Source organism: Stakelama portus, assembly GCF_003171655.1.
Lineage (GTDB): Bacteria > Pseudomonadota > Alphaproteobacteria > Sphingomonadales > Sphingomonadaceae > Sphingomonas > Sphingomonas portus.
The window spans coordinates 360,060-375,822 of sequence record NZ_QFZL01000001.1; the positions used below are offsets into that span (position 1 = coordinate 360,060).

At 63.8% G+C, this 15,763-nt stretch carries 14 protein-coding genes and 1 tRNA gene; 5 read left to right on the top strand and 10 right to left on the bottom strand.

Features of this window, described 5'->3' with window-relative positions:
* Nucleotides 1-2 precede the first annotated feature (2 nt).
* Complete coding sequence (locus DKB74_RS01565) at nt 3-602, top strand: hemerythrin domain-containing protein (RefSeq protein WP_109806356.1); 600 nt, start codon at nt 3-5, stop codon at nt 600-602.
* An 18-nt stretch (nt 603-620) separates the two neighbouring features.
* Here DKB74_RS01565 and DKB74_RS01570 read toward each other — a convergent pair whose 3' ends face one another.
* Nucleotides 621-1,118 (bottom strand): MarR family winged helix-turn-helix transcriptional regulator, encoded by a 498-nt coding sequence (locus tag DKB74_RS01570; protein ID WP_109807048.1) that lies wholly within the window; start codon nt 1,116-1,118, stop codon nt 621-623.
* Nucleotides 1,119-1,211: 93 nt separating this feature from the next.
* On the opposite strand from DKB74_RS01570, the gene DKB74_RS01575 reads away from it, so the two are divergent.
* The 3 genes from DKB74_RS01575 to DKB74_RS01585 all read left to right on the top strand — a co-directional run bounded on the left by DKB74_RS01575 (nt 1,212) and on the right by DKB74_RS01585 (nt 3,466).
* Complete coding sequence (locus DKB74_RS01575; RefSeq protein ID WP_109806357.1) at nt 1,212-2,309, top strand: branched-chain amino acid aminotransferase; 1,098 nt, start codon at nt 1,212-1,214, stop codon at nt 2,307-2,309.
* An 89-nt stretch (nt 2,310-2,398) separates the two neighbouring features.
* A tRNA-Gln gene (locus DKB74_RS01580) sits at nt 2,399-2,473 on the top strand.
* A gap of 360 nt (nt 2,474-2,833) precedes the next feature.
* Complete coding sequence (locus DKB74_RS01585) at nt 2,834-3,466, top strand: PilZ domain-containing protein (protein ID WP_161956771.1); 633 nt, start codon at nt 2,834-2,836, stop codon at nt 3,464-3,466.
* Here DKB74_RS01585 and DKB74_RS01590 read toward each other — a convergent pair.
* Nucleotides 3,463-5,748, bottom strand: coding sequence for an FdhF/YdeP family oxidoreductase (locus tag DKB74_RS01590; protein WP_109806359.1), 2,286 nt, complete (start codon nt 5,746-5,748; stop codon nt 3,463-3,465). The genes DKB74_RS01585 and DKB74_RS01590 overlap by 4 nt on opposite strands.
* Nucleotides 5,749-5,922: 174 nt before the next feature.
* Between DKB74_RS01590 and DKB74_RS01595 the strand changes: the two genes are divergently transcribed.
* A complete protein-coding gene (locus tag DKB74_RS01595) occupies nt 5,923-6,216 on the top strand; it encodes an ArsR/SmtB family transcription factor (protein WP_109806360.1) in 294 nt (97 codons plus the stop codon).
* A 3-nt stretch (nt 6,217-6,219) separates the two neighbouring features.
* On the opposite strand, the gene DKB74_RS01600 is transcribed toward DKB74_RS01595, so the two are convergent.
* The 8 genes from DKB74_RS01600 to DKB74_RS01635 form a co-directional block, all read right to left on the bottom strand.
* Nucleotides 6,220-7,158: a 1-phosphofructokinase family hexose kinase gene (locus DKB74_RS01600; RefSeq protein WP_109806361.1), complete on the bottom strand. Its 939-nt coding sequence runs from the start codon at nt 7,156-7,158 to the stop codon at nt 6,220-6,222.
* 41 nt (nt 7,159-7,199) lie between these two features.
* Entirely contained in the window at nt 7,200-8,747 is a 1,548-nt protein-coding gene (locus DKB74_RS01605) for a bifunctional aminoglycoside phosphotransferase/ATP-binding protein (RefSeq protein WP_109806362.1), read from the bottom strand.
* Between the two features lie 71 nt (nt 8,748-8,818).
* Nucleotides 8,819-10,111, bottom strand: coding sequence for a patatin-like phospholipase family protein (locus DKB74_RS01610; protein WP_109806363.1), 1,293 nt, complete (start codon nt 10,109-10,111; stop codon nt 8,819-8,821).
* A 179-nt stretch (nt 10,112-10,290) separates the two neighbouring features.
* Nucleotides 10,291-10,956, bottom strand: coding sequence for a dTMP kinase (locus DKB74_RS01615; RefSeq protein ID WP_109806364.1), 666 nt, complete (start codon nt 10,954-10,956; stop codon nt 10,291-10,293).
* A gap of 61 nt (nt 10,957-11,017) precedes the next feature.
* The gene (locus DKB74_RS01620) at nt 11,018-12,670 is read right to left on the bottom strand and encodes a putative bifunctional diguanylate cyclase/phosphodiesterase (protein WP_109806365.1); all 1,653 of its coding nucleotides are present in this window, start codon (nt 12,668-12,670) and stop codon (nt 11,018-11,020) included.
* A gap of 69 nt (nt 12,671-12,739) precedes the next feature.
* Nucleotides 12,740-13,876 carry a helix-turn-helix domain-containing protein gene (locus DKB74_RS01625; protein WP_239987327.1) on the bottom strand — a complete coding sequence of 379 codons (1,137 nt, stop codon included), beginning with the start codon at nt 13,874-13,876 and terminating at the stop codon, nt 12,740-12,742.
* 73 nt (nt 13,877-13,949) lie between these two features.
* Nucleotides 13,950-14,468: a hypothetical protein gene (locus tag DKB74_RS01630; RefSeq protein ID WP_145960872.1), complete on the bottom strand. Its 519-nt coding sequence runs from the start codon at nt 14,466-14,468 to the stop codon at nt 13,950-13,952.
* 78 nt (nt 14,469-14,546) lie between these two features.
* Nucleotides 14,547-15,596, bottom strand: a complete 1,050-nt coding sequence (locus DKB74_RS01635) for a sigma factor-like helix-turn-helix DNA-binding protein (protein WP_109806368.1) — start codon at nt 15,594-15,596, stop codon at nt 14,547-14,549.
* Nucleotides 15,597-15,763: the final 167 nt, after the last annotated feature.

Consider the following 15,763-nt stretch of genomic DNA (forward strand, 5'->3'; position numbering starts at 1 on the left):
CCATGGCGACGACAATGGAACGCGACAGCAAGGGACGTTTTACCGGTAAGGCGGGGGTCGGCCGGCATCTGGGCCTGATCGGAGCGGCCGCAGCCGGCGGCGCTGCACTCGGCCTGTTGGCGATGCTGGGCCGCAAGGCGGCGGTGCAGGCGCCCTCTGCGCTGTCCGAAGACTGGGTTGAGGCGCTGCACAAGGAGCATCTGGCGGTGCTCAAGCTGTTCGACCTGATCGAGAATACCGACGACCGCGCGACCACGCGGCGCAGTCTGCATCTCGCACAGCTCAAACATGCGCTTGCCAAGCATGATGTCGAGGAAGGCAATGTGATCTACCCGGCACTGCGCGAAGCGGGCATGGCCGAAGAGGCCGATCAGCTGACGCGGGAGCATGGCTATGTGAAGCAATATCTCTACGAACTCGAGACGATGCCCTATGCGGCGCCCGAATGGCTGGAAAAGCTGCGCCAGTTCCGCGCCGATCTGGAAAAGCACGTCACCGAGGAAGAGACCGACCTGTTCCCGCGCCTTTATGGCCAGCTTTCCGAAGAGAAGAACAAGAAGCTCGCCTTCGCAATGAACAAGGAAGGGTTCAAGGTCGCCTGAACCCGCAAGGTTTACGACCTAGCTCCGGTCGCCTTCGCGCAATTTCTGAATACGGCCGCGCTCCGAAAGCGGGATCAGTTCCTCGAGCACGGCCCAGAATCCTCCGACCGCTTCCTGACCCGCTTCGGAATAGGCTGTGGAAAGCCGGCGGCGCAGCGCTTCGAACAGGTCCGCCTCGAGCGCCGCTCCGCTGTCGGTCAGCGTCAGCATCCGGCGGCGCCGATCCTTGGGATCGGTCGTGGTTTCGACCAGCTCGCGGTCGGAAAGATCGCCCAGCACGCGTCCAAGCGACTGTTTGGTGATCGCCAGCAGCGCCAGAAGTTCGCTCACCGACAGGCCCGGCTTGCGCGCGATGAAGTAGAGTGCGCGATGATGGGCGCGGCCAAGTCCCTGTTTCGAAAGCTGTTCGTCGATGGAACGGGTGAGGTGGCTATAGCCGAAATAGAGCAGTTCCACGCCGCGCCGAATCTCGGGCTCACGCAGGAAAAGCGGTGATGCGGGAATTGGGGCAGCCATGTTGACCGATCCTGCCACCGCGCCTAGTTTCGCGCAAGTTTTCAGCGCGCCATTCCGTGTCGCGGAATGCCCAGTTTTTGCGGAGCCGTTTCGATGTCCGATGCCTCTCTTCTCGACTTCCGGTTCGAGGCGCATGGCAGTCCGGTACCGGCCAGCGAGCGCGAGGCGATTCTGGCCGATCCCGGCTTCGGCAAGGTCTTTACCGACCATATGGCGATGATCCGCTATTCGACCGATCGTGGCTGGCACGACGCGCGCATCATGCCGCGCGGCCCGATCCAGATGGACCCTGCCTGTGCGGTCCTTCACTATGCCCAGGAAATTTTCGAAGGGATGAAGGCCTATCGCCTTCCCGATGGCGGTACCGCGCTGTTCCGGCCCGAAGCCAATGCGCGTCGCTTTCGCGAATCCGCCGAGCGTATGGCAATGGCGCCGCTGCCCGAGGAACTCTTCCTCGAATCGATCCGTGCGCTGGTGCGCGCCGACAAGAACTGGATTCCCGCGATGGAGGGCGGGGCGCTCTATATTCGCCCCTTCATGTTCGCGAGCGAGGTGTTTCTGGGGGTGAAGCCCGCATCGGAATATCTCTACATGGTGATCGCATCGCCTGCGGGGGCTTATTTCAAGGGCGGTGCGCCGTCGGTCACGCTCTGGGTTTCCGAAGATTATACGCGGGCCGCGCCCGGCGGCACTGGCGCGGCCAAATGCGGCGGCAATTATGCGGCCAGCCTGGTCGCCCAGGCCGAAGCGATCCGCGAGGGATGCGATCAGGTCGTGTTTCTCGACGCTGCCGAGCGGAAATATGTCGAGGAACTGGGCGGGATGAACCTGTTCTTCGTGTTCGAAGACGGGTCGATGATCACGCCGCCGCTTGGCGGGACGATCCTTCCGGGCATCACGCGCGATTCAATCCTGACTCTGGCGAAGGATGCCGGAATTGCGGTTCGTGAAGAGGCCTATTCGCTCGATCAATGGCGCAGCGATGCCGAAAGCGGCAAGCTGCGCGAGACCTTTGCCTGTGGCACGGCGGCGGTGGTTACGCCGGTCGGCACGGTGAAGGGCGACGGGTTCGAATTCGGCATCGGCAATCGCGGCCCGGGGATTCTGACCGAGCAATTGCGCGCCAAGCTGGTCGGTATTCAGCGCGGTGAGGCGAGCGATCCCCACGGCTGGCTCGAACGGCTCGACTGAACGATATCAAAAGGGGAATTCCGCCCCTTCCATCGTCGCGCCAGACGATTATAAGCGCACACCCGCCCGCATGTCGGGCCGACGCCTGCTGGGGCGTAGCCAAGTGGTAAGGCAACGGTTTTTGGTACCGTCATTCGCAGGTTCGATCCCTGCCGCCCCAGCCAGACGCTAGCATCTTCCACACGCGTCGCTCGGTTTGGACCGCTTCCGCAGCTATCATGCGAAAACTCCGGGTATTCACACTTGTGTCAGCGCTCGTTGAAATAAAATAACAATTCCCAGGCGAACAAAAACGAACGTTCCCAGCAGGGCTAACCGCTTATCTTTTGGCGAATTTATACAATCGCGGCCCGGCAGGCGGCTATATTCTTTGTCTGATCATCAATTGCCGCGCATTTTATTGCAAATTATGAATTTATTAACGGTTCAGGCGCGATATGCGATGCAGTCGCAAGAATGAACCCGGGTCGCCAAGGAGTTGGTTTAACGCTGCACATATTTTGGCGGCTGCGAGGGGAGGGAGTATGGATCAGAGTATTGATCGCCCGCGCGATACTGTTTCCGAACGGCGCCAGACGTCACGCCATCTTACCGTATATCGGACCGCGCGGATGTGCATCGGAGACGTGCAGCGTCTGATGCTGGTAAAGAATCTGTCGTCGGGCGGGCTCAAGGCGCGCATCTATGAACCGGTTCCGGTCGGGACGACGATCACCACCGAATTGACCAATGGAAAGTTGATCGAAGGCACCGTCGTCTGGGCCGATACCCCGCATATCGGTGTGCGCTTCACGCGCGAAATCGATGTGGCCGAAATACTTCACCTGCCGTTCGTCGCATCGACGGCGCTGGAACGGCTGCGGTTTCCCGTGCTCGATATCAGCACGAACGGATTGTTACGGGCACCGCGCGAAAGCGCGATGGTGACGGTGCATAGCGTCGGTACGACCGGCGCGCGGTTCGACTGGCCGGCGTTGCCGCACCATGACGATGTCTTCCTTCAGATCGAAGGGCTGGAACCCCATCGGGGCCATATCGTGTGGGAAGGCGATGGCATGGCCGAAATCGGATTCTTCCGGCCTATCGCCTTTGCGACGCTGGCCGAATGGGCGACACGCCGTCAGCCGCTTGGTCTGCGCCTCGCCGCGACTGCCTAGGGTACGATCCGCACCGGCACCGATTTCGCGGCGGGCGTTTGCGCCAGCTTGTCGTGGTGCGACAGCGGCATCAGCGGGTTGAGTTCGGGATAATAGCCCGCAACGCATCCGCGCGGCAGGTTGAAGGGCGTGACAGTCAGCCCGCCGACTTCGCGATGGATCCCATCCCCGGCGTCGCTGACGAGCGATACGACCTGACCCGCCTTCAGCCCGGCCATGTCGATTTCCTCCTGACTCATCAACAGCACGTCGCGCGTGCCTTCGATCCCGCGCAGACGGTCTGAATAGCCATAGATGGTCGTGTTGAACTGATCGTTCGAACGCAGCGTCATCAGCCGGTAGCGGCCCGGAGCATCATCGAAACCGCAGCTGTTGAGCGCTTCGGCAACGGTAAATTCCAATTTGCCGCTGGCTGTGTTCCAGATGCGGTCGCGGGCGGGAATCCCCTTGTTGAATCCACCGGGGGTGAACAGGCGATCGTTGAAATTGGCGAACTTGTCCGGATAGGTCGCTTCGATCAGGTCGCGGACCTTTCCGTAATCGGCGGTCCAGGCGTCCCAGGCTACTTTATCCTTTTGCGGCAGCGTCGCTTTCGCGATGCCTGCGACGATCGCGAGTTCGGATTTCAGGAACTTGCTCGCCGGCTTCGCCTTGCCGATCGAACCATGGATACAGCTGGTGCTGTCCTCCACCGTCACGATCTGGGGGCCGCTTTCCTGCATATCCTCTTCCGAACGGCCAAGGCAGGGGAGCAGCCATGCGCTCTTCCCGTTGATCAGATGGCTGCGGTTGAGCTTGGTCGCGATCTGGACGGTCAGCTGCATGTTCGGCCAGGCGGCTTCCATGATCGCGGTTTCGGGAATGGCGCGCAGGAAATTGCCGCCCAGCCCGATAAACGCATGCACCTTGCCCGCGATGATGCCTTCGCACGCCGCCACCGTCGCCATGCCTTCTTCGGCGGGAGGCTCGAAATCGAAAAGCTGCCGGAGCTTGTCATAGGGAACCAGTTCCGGCTTTTCGGAAATGCCCACGGTGCGCTGGCCCTGCACATTGCTGTGCCCGCGCACGGGTGAGATTCCTGCGCCTTCGCGCCCGATATTGCCGCGCAGCGCGAGCAGATTGACGAACATGCCGATCGTTTCGAAACCGCGCACATGCTGCGTAACGCCCATGCCATAGACGCCGATAACCCGCTTCGCCGCGCAATAGACATCGGCGGCGTTTTTTAGCCCTTCGCGGGTAAGGCCCGATTCGGTTTCGATATCTTCCCAGCTGGTTGCTTCAACCTGCGCCCGGAATGCTTCGAAGCCGTGGCAATGGGTGTCGAGAAATTCGGTGTCGAGGATCGGAGTGCCACCGCTCGCCCGGCATTCTTCGTCGGCGGCGAGCACATGTTTGCACAGGCCCATCAGCACGGCGGTGTCGCCGCCCGGGCGCGGCTGGAAATAGAGTTCCGAAATGTCCGTCTTGCCGCCGGTCAGCATTTCCACCGGATTCTGCGGATTGCGGAACGCGATCAGTCCTTTCTCGCGGATCGGATTGAAGGTGACGATGCGGCAACCGCGTTTGGCGGCCTGTTGCAGCGGGTGGAGGAAGCGTGGGCTGTTCGTCCCGGTATTCTGTCCGAAAAAGAACATTGCGTCGCACGAATCGAAATCCTCGAGCGTGCAGGTGCCGACCGGCGATCCGGTGACCTTGCGCAGCCCGACCGATGTGGTTTCGTGGCACATATTGGAACTGTCGGGCAGGTTGTTGTGCCCATAGAGCCGCGCGAACAGCGCATAGAGATAGCTGGTTTCGAGGCTGGCGCGCCCCGATGCATAGAAAATCGTCGATTTGGGATCGAGCGCCTTCAGCTCGCTGCCGATTCGGGCAAAGGCTTCGTCCCAGCCGACCGGGACATATTTGTCGCTTTGCGGGTCATAGCGCATCGGGTGGGTGAGGCGCCCGGTCTGTTCCAGATCATAGTCGCTCCAGTCGCGCAGTTCGGAAACCGTGTGGCTGGCGAAGAAATCGGGCGTGCAGCGGCGGCTGGTCAATTCCCAGAAGGTCGCCTTTGCACCATTTTCGCAAAATTCGAGTCCGTGCGGATGTGCGGGTTTGGGCCAGGCGCAGGACGTGCACATGAAGCCGCCGGGCTTGTTCTGGCGACGGAGCGTATCGAGCGCATCGACCGAGGGCCGCTCGCTGGCCGCGATGCTGGTGATGCCGCGTACCGACCCCCAGCCGCCGACGGGGCTGCGATATTCGCCGATCCGGCCCTTGTCGCGTCGGTTCGCCATCGTTTTTTCCTTCGTTCGCCGGGCCCGTTGCTTTTCATCGCGCGAACTGCGGCGAAGGGCAAGGCGTGACGGCGGCCGAACAGTTGTGGCATTTGATCGACAGCCGAAATTTCTTTCTGTTCCCGCAAGATAGCAGGTTGCGTCGCTGCCTCGCTCAGAATAGCTGTCGCCCCTGTGACCGATGATTTGCTAGTGCAGGCCGACCGTGCGTCGGCTTTTCTCAAACTGATTTCGGGCCGAACCAGGCTCAATATTCTGTACCTGCTTCGTGACGGCGAACGCTCTGTCGGCGAACTCGCCGAGCTGAGCGGCGTTCGCGATACCGCCGTGTCGCAGCAGCTCGCCCTGCTGCGCAACGACGGTATCGTTGCCGCGCGCAGGGCAGGGCAGACGATCTTCTATTCGCTGGCCAGCCAGGAAGCGGTGGCGTTGCTCGTCCTGATGGACCGCCTGTTCGGGGCGGCCTAGCTGTCAGTCTATCTGAGCGAGCAGCCGCTCGACATCGTCCCGATGCGCGAGTTCGGTCGCCGGGGTTAGCAGCGCTGCCGCGCCTGCGGCCATGCCATGGCGAAACGCTTCCTCGAGCGGCAGGCCGCGCGCCATCGCCAGGGTGATGGCGGCGACCATCGAATCGCCGGCACCGACTGCGCTTGCCGCTTTCACCTGGGGGGCGCGAAAATGGCGGCTGGTGTCGGCAGTGACCAGCAGCGCGCCCGCTTCGCCCAGCGACAGCGCCACGATTTCGGCGAAACCCTGTTCGATCAACGCGCGCGCGGCATCGGTTTGCGCCGCTTCGTCGGGCAACTCCCGGCCCAGCAGGTCCTCAATCTCGCGCTGGCTGGGCTTGATGAGCCAGGCACCGCATCCCTTTGCCGCCGCCAGCGCCGGGCCGGACGTGTCGAGGATCAGCCGCGCGCCGATCCGGCGGCAGAGCGCGCCGACCTGGCAATAGAAATCCTCCGGCAGCCCGGTGGGAAGGCTGCCGCTCGCGACGATATAGGCGGGAGGTGCCGGCTGCTCTTCCAGGACACGCAAGATCGCCTGTTGTTCGGCTTGCGACAGCGCGGGGCCGGGCATCACGAACCGATATTGTTCGCCGGTGGCACCTTCATCGACAGTGAAGCTTTCCCGCGTCGCGCCCGCCACCGGGACCGGCGCAATCGGGATTTCGGCGCGGACCAGCAATTGCTTGAGCGTCTCGCCCGCCGGGCCGCCGGCCGGAAAGACTGCCGTCGCCGCGCCGCCCAGCGCATGGATGACGCGCGCGACGTTGATCCCGCCACCGCCCGGATCGAAACGCGGCGCCGAACAGCGCAGCTTGTGCGTCGGGCGGACATGCTCGGTGGCGGTCGTGACATCGAGCGCCGGATTCATGGTCAGTGTGACGATAGGGGGCGTGGAAAACGGCATGGACTGGGCGCTAGGGGGCGGGTGCCCATGGGGTCAAGCGGTCATCGCCTGCGGCGGTCGAGAAACGCGCGCGCGGCCTGTGCCACTGTATCGATCGGCCGATTGGCGCGCAGCCGCAGCCATCCACCGACATCGCCGACCGATTTGCGCGACTGTTCGCGCACGACTTGCGCTCCGGCGTCCGACGCATCGAATGTGCGGCTGGAAACCCGCGCGACACGTTCCTGTTCGGGGGCCTCCAGCCAGATGCCGTGAAACGGAACGCGTTCGCGCTCGGCGATGATCTGCGCGACTTCGCGTTCGCTGCGGCTGGTGAACACCGCGTCGAGAATCACGCTGGTGCCGCAGCGCAGGTGATCCTCGGCGGATTCGAACAAGGCTTCATAGGTCTCGTCCGAAGACGCCGCCGTATAGCTGGCCGGGGGCAGCCGCGTTTCCGGCGAAACCCCCGCCAGCCTTTTGCGGAACACGTCGCTGCGCAGCACCCGTGCGCCGGGTGCCCGACCGATCCATGCGCCCAGCTGGCGCGCAAGCGTCGACTTGCCGGTGCCCGAAAGCCCGCCGACCGCGACCAGACGTGGCGGCACCGGCGTCAGCAATTCGACGGCGAGGGTGCAATAGTCGCGTGCTTCGGAAATTTGCGCAGCATCACCGCTGGCCTGCGCCGCGGCACCAGTCACATGGGCACGGATCGCCGCACGGATCGACATGAACAGCGGGAGCAGGCTGTATCCTGTCGCGCCCTGGGGTGACACGTCGAGATAGCGGTTGGCGACGATATTGGCTTCGATCCGCAATCCGCGATGCCACAGATCCATCAGCACGAACGCCAGATCGTACAGGACATCGACCGTCGCCAGCCCGACATCGAATTCGAGACAGTCGAACAGGACCGGTTCGCCGTCGATCCGTGCGATGTTGCGCAGATGCAGGTCGCCATGCCCGTGCCGCACCCGACCGCCCTTTGCCCGGCTGTCGAGCTGGGCGGCAAGGCGTTCGACTTCGGCGCGTTGCAGGCGATCGAGCGCGGCGGCCTGATCGGGCGGAATCACCGCCGCGACATCGGCGAAGCTGCGCGCATTGCCGTCGAGGATGTCGCGCATCCGCTGCGCGCCGTCCCCGGTGTCGCGCTTCGCCTCGGCATGGAGCGTGCCGATCCGGTCGGCCAGCTTGATCAGCAACGCCGTGCTCAGCCGATGATGCGTTGCGATATCGTCGAGCAGCGCATCGTCGGGGAAGCGCCGCATTTCGAGCACCCAGTCGACCGGATCGCCGCTGCCGTCGAGCGCCAGCGTGCCATCGTCCTGACGCGTGATCGGATGCAGCGCGTGATACAGGTCCGGCGCCGTCCGGCGGTTGAGGCGCAATTCGGCGTCCAGCGCTTCGTGCCGGCGTTCGGGCGTCGAAAAGTCGAAATAGTCATAGCGGACCGCGCGCTTTATCTTCCACGCGCGGTCGGACGTCAGGAATATATGGGCGCCATGCGTATCCACGCGCCTTTCGACACGACCGATGGCATCGCCGCCCTCAAGGAAAGCAAGCTGCGGCGTCTGCACCTGGATCTGCGTGCCAGAAGGCGGCACTGCCATTGAACGCTCCCTTTTTGCCGGCAGCGCAGCGCGCCCGGCTCCGTGCCGATATCCGTTTCTTCAGGCGAAATTCAACTGTCCGGCGGTTCGGCATCCGCTTCGCCATGCAAGGGAAGTTGTGAGAGCGATATCCATGGGGAGGGGGCGCGTGCCTTGGCCGCGCCGAAACGCGTCAGGCAGTTCATGAAATCCTTGTCGAACATCGCGCCGCCGCCCGGTTTGACGCAGCCGGCGGTGTCCCAGCCATCGGCGGTGACGAGCAGCAGCGGCCCGCGCGGATGCTCGATGCGCAGCGCGGCGATCGACCCGATTTCGAGCTGATTGACGACGATTCCCTCGGCGCGCATCGCCGCGGTCAGCGCGCCCGACTGGCGATTGACATCGGGATCCGGCTGAACCGTCGTCGGGCCGTTGCGTACGACATAAATCGGCAGTCGCGCCTCGCGGTCGCGCCAGATACGGTTGTAGAGCGCGTCGAGAATCTCGCGCCGCTCGGTCACCAGCGCGGCAGTATGCGCCACCGATGCTTCGAAGACCGAGGATCGCACGCCACCGTCATAATAAGCGACGCCGTTGATCCTCACCTGTTGGAAAAATACCGGCATCGCCGCCGATGCAAGCGCCGCGCCGGTAAGGCAGGTGCGTGCCTGTCGCCGGGGCAGCTGTGCCAGATCGACGGCGTCGACATATTGGAACCGCCCGGTTTCCGCATTGACGAATCCGATCAGCACGGTCTTGCGCCCCTTCAACCTGCGCAACCCGTCGAGCATGCACCGGCTTTCCGGATCGTCGATCAGCGCGTCCGGGCAGAGCGCGGCTTCGATCCGCCGGCGCAATGGGGAAAGCCCCGCGACGGAGCCGCGAAACGCCGCCTGCCATGTCGGATCGCGATCGACCACATCGCTTTCGCGCGTGGGGTCATAGGCACGCAGCAGCCCGTCATAGGCTTCGGTTGTGGCAACGGCGATGAACATGGATTGCAGCCCGCCGGTACTGACTCCCGTGATGACCGTGAATTCGGGCAGATCGCTGCGCAGCCGCAGTTCGTTGAGATACCCCGCTCCGAACGCCCCCCATTGGCCGCCACCGCTCAGCAGCAACAGTATAGGAGTCGGGGTGGGAGCGGTCGGGTCGGTCATTTCCGCTTCTGACGGCAGCGTCGCTTCGACGCGTTCGGTCAGTTCGGACTGATCGGCATTTTCCGCAGGCGGCGTTGCCGTTTCGCCATGGATTTCGCGTTCGAGCTGCGAATAGGGCAAATCGCGCCGCATCGTTTCGAAGCTGGGACAATCGATGTTGAGCGCGCCGCGCGCACAGCCGCTCAGGCTGGCGAGCATCAACAGCGCGAAGACGATCGGTCGCATGGCAATCCCCCTGTTCCGGCACAAACCGGCCGGCCGCCCCCGGCGGCGAGATCGGGCGGGCGTCTGGCGGCCCCGTCCCGATGCGATGCGTTCCCACAGACGAGCATACAGCGCGCGGGGCGATTCGCCACTATGGACCGGACCCGTAACGGTGAAAGCCGGGCCGACGCCCGGAGGCGTCAGAGCGCGTCGATCGCCGCCATGATGTCCGCCACGATCGCGGCGGTCGGGCGCATCGCGCCGTCCTGGCTCGCCTGAACGATCCGCCAGCTTCCCAGCAGGCCCGCAGCGGCGATCGCTTCGTAATTGGCGCGAACGCGCTGTTGCAGCGCGACGTCCTCCTCATGCACGTCATAGCTGCGGTCGGTATAGCTGCGCTGCGCCTTTTTCAGGATCATTTCGCGCGCAAGTTCCCAGGGCGTATCGAGATAGATGTTGAGCGCGGGCAGCGGCAGCGCGAACTGGTCGATTTCCAGCGCGCGGATCCAGTCCATCAACGCGCGCGCTTCTCCGGGCGGGACCTTCGCACCCTGATAGGCCATGTTCGATGCGACATAGCGGTCGAGCACCACCACATCGTTCGTCGCCAGCGCGCGGTTGAGCGTGTCGCGCCATTCCAGCCGGTCGAGCGCATAGAGGACCGCGGCGGCCTCTACCGTCATCGGCACCGGCAGCTCGCCGGCAAGAAACCGACCGATGGTTACCCCGGCGACGGTTTCGCCATAGCGGGGAAAGGCGATCAGCTCCGCGCTGCGTCCGCGCGCGGCCAGCGTATCGCGCAACGCGTTTGCGGTCGTGTTCTTGCCGACGCCATCGGCGCCTTCGATCGCGACGAGCAATCCCATCGATGCCGAGCCTCTTTCCCTGATGTACCGCCGCGCCGCTCTAGCATGCTGGCACGGGGAGTCACCTGTCCGCGTTGCAGCCGTTGGCGGTCCGGCTGCTGTCGCACGGAATGACGATGGCGGGCGTGTGGAGGCTGACCACGCGGTCGCCATGCGGAGCAGCATGGGGCACCATCTGCCGCGCAAGCGCAAGCGCACGCGGCGCCGGTTCGGCATGCCCGAACAAATAGCCCTGAGCGAGCGGGCATCCGAGCGCATGCAGCGCATCGGCCTGTTCGCGGGTTTCGACGCCCTCGGCAGTGACTGCGAGTTTCAGCCCTTCGCTGAGCCGCAGGATCGACGCGATGATCGCGCGGTTTTCCTGGGTTTCCATATGAGTGATGAAGCTGCGGTCGATCTTGACCCGATTGAACTGAAGCTCGCGCAGATGCTTGAGCCCCGAATAGCCCGTGCCGAAATCGTCCAGTGCGATCTGGACGCCGGCATTGTGCAGAGATGTCAGGATCGCGCGCGCGGCATCGAAATCGCCGACCAGCCTGTTTTCGGTGATCTCGACGATCAGCCGCTGCGCGGGAAACCCCGTTTCGCACAGCGTTCGCAGGATACGCTCGGGCAACCAGCTGTCGATCAGCTGCATCGGCGATATGTTGATCGAAAGCGTCAGTTCCGCGGGCCATTCGCGCGCATGTCGGCAGGCTGCGCTCAGAATCGCATAGCTGAGCTCCTGAATCAGGCCCGCTTCTTCGGCAATGGGGATGAAGATATCGGGCGACACCAGCCCGCGCTGTGGGTGCTGCCAGCGCGCCAGGCATTCGAAACCATTGAGCTTGCCCGACTGAAGCGACACGATCGGCTGGAAATAGGGAATGAACTCGCCCCGGGTGATGCCCGATCGCATATCGACTTCCAACGCGGCGCGATCATCCATTTTCGCGGCCATTTCCGGGACGAAAAGCGCGCATCTGCCACGGCCGTTGCGGCTCGACTGCTGGGCGGCGAAGGTTGCCGAGCGCAGCAGCCGTTCGCCATCGAGCGATTCCGCCGGCAGCGTGGCGATGCCCAGCGATGCCGTGATCTGAACGACGCCGGCGCGCAGCTGAATCGGTTGGGCAATGCCGCGTGCCAGCGTTTCGGCCAGGTTTGTCGGCCATGACGATCCTGTGGGGTGTCGCAGGAAACAGGCGAATTCGTCGCCGCTGAGCCGTGCGGCAAAGGCGCGGGTTCCGCAGATTTTATGTATCCGATCAGCGATCACCTGCAGCGCATGGTCGCCCGCTTCATGCCCGTGAATATCGTTGATCGGCCGAAACCGGTCGAGATCGAGCGCGATCAGCGAAATTTGCTTCCCTGCGCGCGATCGGACGGACGCATCCAGAAGCGCCTTTATCAGCGAATTGCGATTGGGCAGGCCGGTCAGCGAATCGAAGCGTGCGAAACGCTTGATATCTGCCTCAGCACGCGTGCGCCGGGCATATTCGACACGCAACCCTTCGGTGCGACGGATCAGCAGGGCGAGATAGAAGAACAGCGTCAGAATCATCGTGGCGACCAGTTCGATCGCCATGATCGTCTCGCGATCGGCACCAAAGGCGCCGATCCCTGCAAGCATTTCGAACGCGCCCCAGACCAGAACGAACAGCGGGAGCGGAAGCACGGCGATCAGCGCGTGCTCTCGCGAGGCCGCCCAAATCCCGATCCGCCGCAGATACGCCATCCCCACTGCCTCCTTTCTGCTTGTTAGAAGGAAAGCAGCATGCGCGTCAGATTGGAGATGTGCGGAGCGTTATGGAAAGGTTGCGGTAACCACTGGCGCAAGCCGGGCCGGGTCGCAGTCGTCGAGCGGGACGTCATATTCCGGATGCAGCGAAAATCCGGTCATGCCGCCGCTGCGATTCGATTCGACGGCAAGCAGCCGCCATCCCTGTTCTTCGCGTAACAGGACAAGCCCGCCGGGGCTGGGCGACCGCGCCGGATCGGCGATCAGCACGGTCTGGACCGGCAATCCCGGGCCCAGCGTGGCGCGCGACGTGCGCACCGCAAATGCTTGCGGGCCGACATTTTCGGGCGCGGCGACATGTTCCGACGTCGCATCCGCCGCGATCAACCCGCCGGCCAGGCTGGTCGAATAGACCGGGATGGTGGCCGTCGGAATAGCGGCGGGGGCGGGGGCCGGCATGTGCACCGGTGCCGCGCGGCCGGGCCTGGCGCTTCCCGGCTGTCCGCCCGTCAGCGCCGCGCGCAGTTCGGCGATGCGATCGCGGCTGCGCGCGAGGCGTTCGGCGGGATCGGACACGCTGGAAAGAAAGGCGTCGAGCGCGCCGCTGCGATGCCGATCCTCGATTCGTGCGCGCAGCGCCGCTTCGCCGGAAACGCCGAACAGCGAATAGAGCGACTGGCGTACCGAGCCGTTCCAGCGGGCAAAGGTCTTTTGCGCGTTTTCCAGCCGGGAAAGATTGACCGGCGGCAGGCCATGATCGCGTTCGATGGCGGCGATCGTCAGTGCCGCGTCGCTTGCCCGCATCGCTCGCACCGCAGCGCCCAGCAGGACCGCGAACCGTTCCTCGGCGATGTCGATGTCGCTGCCGTCGCGAAACGGTTCGGCCCATCGCGCAATGTCGAAACCCGGCGCGTCGGGATCGATCAGCAAGGTTTCGGGCGCGATTCCCAGCGCCGCGGCGATATGCCGCAATTCCTCGGGCCGGGCGACGACTTCGCCGCGTTCGATTTTTGACAGGCGGATATAGGGGATGTCGGGGATCGCAGCCGCGAGCGGGAGCAGCTTGGCATAGCCATGCGCCCGGCGCAGCTCGCGCATATGGTTGGGAAACACGATTCCCCGATACAGATCGACCGGAACCGTCGCCGCAACTGTAGTTGCGGCGCCATTTTCCACGCCAGCTACACCGGCGATACTGCTCATTATTATCCCCTCGCTTCCAAGCGGCCTTTATCTTGGAGCGAATTAATGAACAAGCTGTGATTGTCGGAATGACCTAGTGGAGGACGATCCCCTGTTCCTGATAGCTCAGCAATGCGGCGGAACCGGTGGGCGAAAGCGGGCGGATCTCGCGCAGGACATGGCGCCCGCTGGCGATATCGGCGAACCAGCCGGGAAGGAAGGGGTCGGGTCGTTCCGGGGCGAAGGCGACACCGATACCGTCGGTGACGATGCCGAACCGCGTCGGCGCGGCGCCGGGCGGCCAGCGACCGATCAGCCAGTCGAGCAGCACCGCGCCGCTACGCTGGACTGCACCTTCCGCGGTTCCGATGGGGCAAAAGTCGCTGCGTGAGGCATCGAGCCGCGCCACGATTTCGAACTGCGGGCTCCACCAGCCGAGCGAAATCCGGTCGCCTTCGCACAGGATGCCGAGCAGCATCCGCGGGTCGGGGGCCAGCAGTACCGAGGCGCTGTGCGCCACGCGCCGGGCGAGACTGGAGAGCCGCCGGTTGGGGCGAAATGCCCCGGATGATTCAAGCGTCGGGGCGGCGGGAGCGATCATGCGAACGGTCACGATAGAGAATCCTCAGGGGGTATTTCCATTATAGGAAGAAATACGCGGCGCTGGTTGCAGAGCCGCGTACCCCGGGGATCAATGGCGGGACGCCGAGCTCATATTGACGACCAGCTGGGCGTTGCCGCTGCGCGTCTTTTCCGCCGCAGCTTCGTCGCCGGCATGCAGCGATGCCGGATCGATCGCACGCACCCGCGTCAGGCGGTTGTGCGCGTCATCGGCACGCGGCAGCAGCGAGGGAGCGGGCGCGGCGGCGGCGCGGCGCGGGCGAGCCCGCTCGGCGGCCGCAGCCTTATATTCGGCCATCACGGCGAAGCGCGGATCGGCGGCGGCAAGATCGGCCATCGCCTTGGTGGCGCGCTTGGTGATCTGGCGGACGCGTTCCTTGGTCACGCCGGTGTCGTTCGACAGATCGTCGAGCGTGGCGGCGTCGAATACGCGGCGCAGAACGATCTCGCGATCGCGTTCGAGCTTGGCTTCGAGCTTTTCGAGCTCGTCGGGGTCGATTCCGTGGGTGGCGACGCGCAGGCGCGGTGCGTCGCTCGGCAGGCGTTCGCGGCGCTTGGGGCGCGGGCGACGATGCAGCTGTTCGATCCCGACCTTGCGGAGATGATCGACATAGGCGTCGACCAGCGCTTCGATGGCATTGTCGGCGAGATAATCCGACGCGGCCGCTTCGGTGCGTTCCTGGGCAAATTCGTCTTCGATCAGCGTTTCGGGCGACATTTCCTCGCCATCGGCGCTCGAAGCGAGGGCGCTGAGCGACACGGTGGTCGCTTCGACCTTCTTCGCCGACGGGCGCTGATCGGTCATCAGGCGGAAGCGCAGGCTCTGCAGTTCGCCGCGGATCTGCCAGTTGATGAAGGTGGTGAACTGGGCCTTGGCGGGGTCATAGGCCTGGATCGCACGATGCACGGCGATGGCACAGCATTGTTCGGCATCTTCCCAATGGGCGTTGAGCCCGTACTGGCGGATGAAGTGACGGATACGCGGTGCGATCAGCTTCAGGATTTCGGCATAGGCGCGGTCGACATTGGCGCGCTGGCGCCGGGTCTGCTCGCCGTCCTTCGGCATGTTTTCAAGTGCGGAAGCAACAGCGGCTTCAAGTGCGATCGTGACCTTGGACATCTCTGTCCCCCTGATTGTTGTCAGCGACCCCCTGGACGCTGTTCACACTCAGGAGATTGGCGTGATCCTCCTAAAAGGAGTTAACCAGTCCTATATGTAATCCTACATATGAGTAGTCACACCTAGGAACGGGCTTTTGCATAGAAAATGACGGTTTTTCGGGATTT

Excerpts from the sequence above, each read along its gene's own strand:
- DKB74_RS01570 (WP_109807048.1), bottom strand. The coding sequence starts at position 1,118 with ATGGCTGCCCCAATTCCCGCATCACCGCTTTTCCTGCGTGAGCCCGAG.
- DKB74_RS01625 (WP_239987327.1), bottom strand. The coding sequence starts at position 13,876 with ATGAGCAGTATCGCCGGTGTAGCTGGCGTGGAAAATGGCGCCGCAACT.
- DKB74_RS01610 (WP_109806363.1), bottom strand. The coding sequence starts at position 10,111 with ATGCGACCGATCGTCTTCGCGCTGTTGATGCTCGCCAGCCTGAGCGGC.
- DKB74_RS01585 (WP_161956771.1), top strand. The coding sequence starts at position 2,834 with ATGGATCAGAGTATTGATCGCCCGCGCGATACTGTTTCCGAACGGCGC.
- DKB74_RS01590 (WP_109806359.1), bottom strand. The coding sequence starts at position 5,748 with ATGGCGAACCGACGCGACAAGGGCCGGATCGGCGAATATCGCAGCCCC.
- DKB74_RS01565 (WP_109806356.1), top strand. The coding sequence starts at position 3 with ATGGCGACGACAATGGAACGCGACAGCAAGGGACGTTTTACCGGTAAG.
- DKB74_RS01605 (WP_109806362.1), bottom strand. The coding sequence starts at position 8,747 with ATGGCAGTGCCGCCTTCTGGCACGCAGATCCAGGTGCAGACGCCGCAG.
- DKB74_RS01600 (WP_109806361.1), bottom strand. The coding sequence starts at position 7,158 with ATGCCGTTTTCCACGCCCCCTATCGTCACACTGACCATGAATCCGGCG.
- DKB74_RS01635 (WP_109806368.1), bottom strand. The coding sequence starts at position 15,596 with ATGTCCAAGGTCACGATCGCACTTGAAGCCGCTGTTGCTTCCGCACTT.
- DKB74_RS01615 (WP_109806364.1), bottom strand. The coding sequence starts at position 10,956 with ATGGGATTGCTCGTCGCGATCGAAGGCGCCGATGGCGTCGGCAAGAAC.
- DKB74_RS01620 (WP_109806365.1), bottom strand. The coding sequence starts at position 12,670 with ATGGCGTATCTGCGGCGGATCGGGATTTGGGCGGCCTCGCGAGAGCAC.
- DKB74_RS01575 (WP_109806357.1), top strand. The coding sequence starts at position 1,212 with ATGTCCGATGCCTCTCTTCTCGACTTCCGGTTCGAGGCGCATGGCAGT.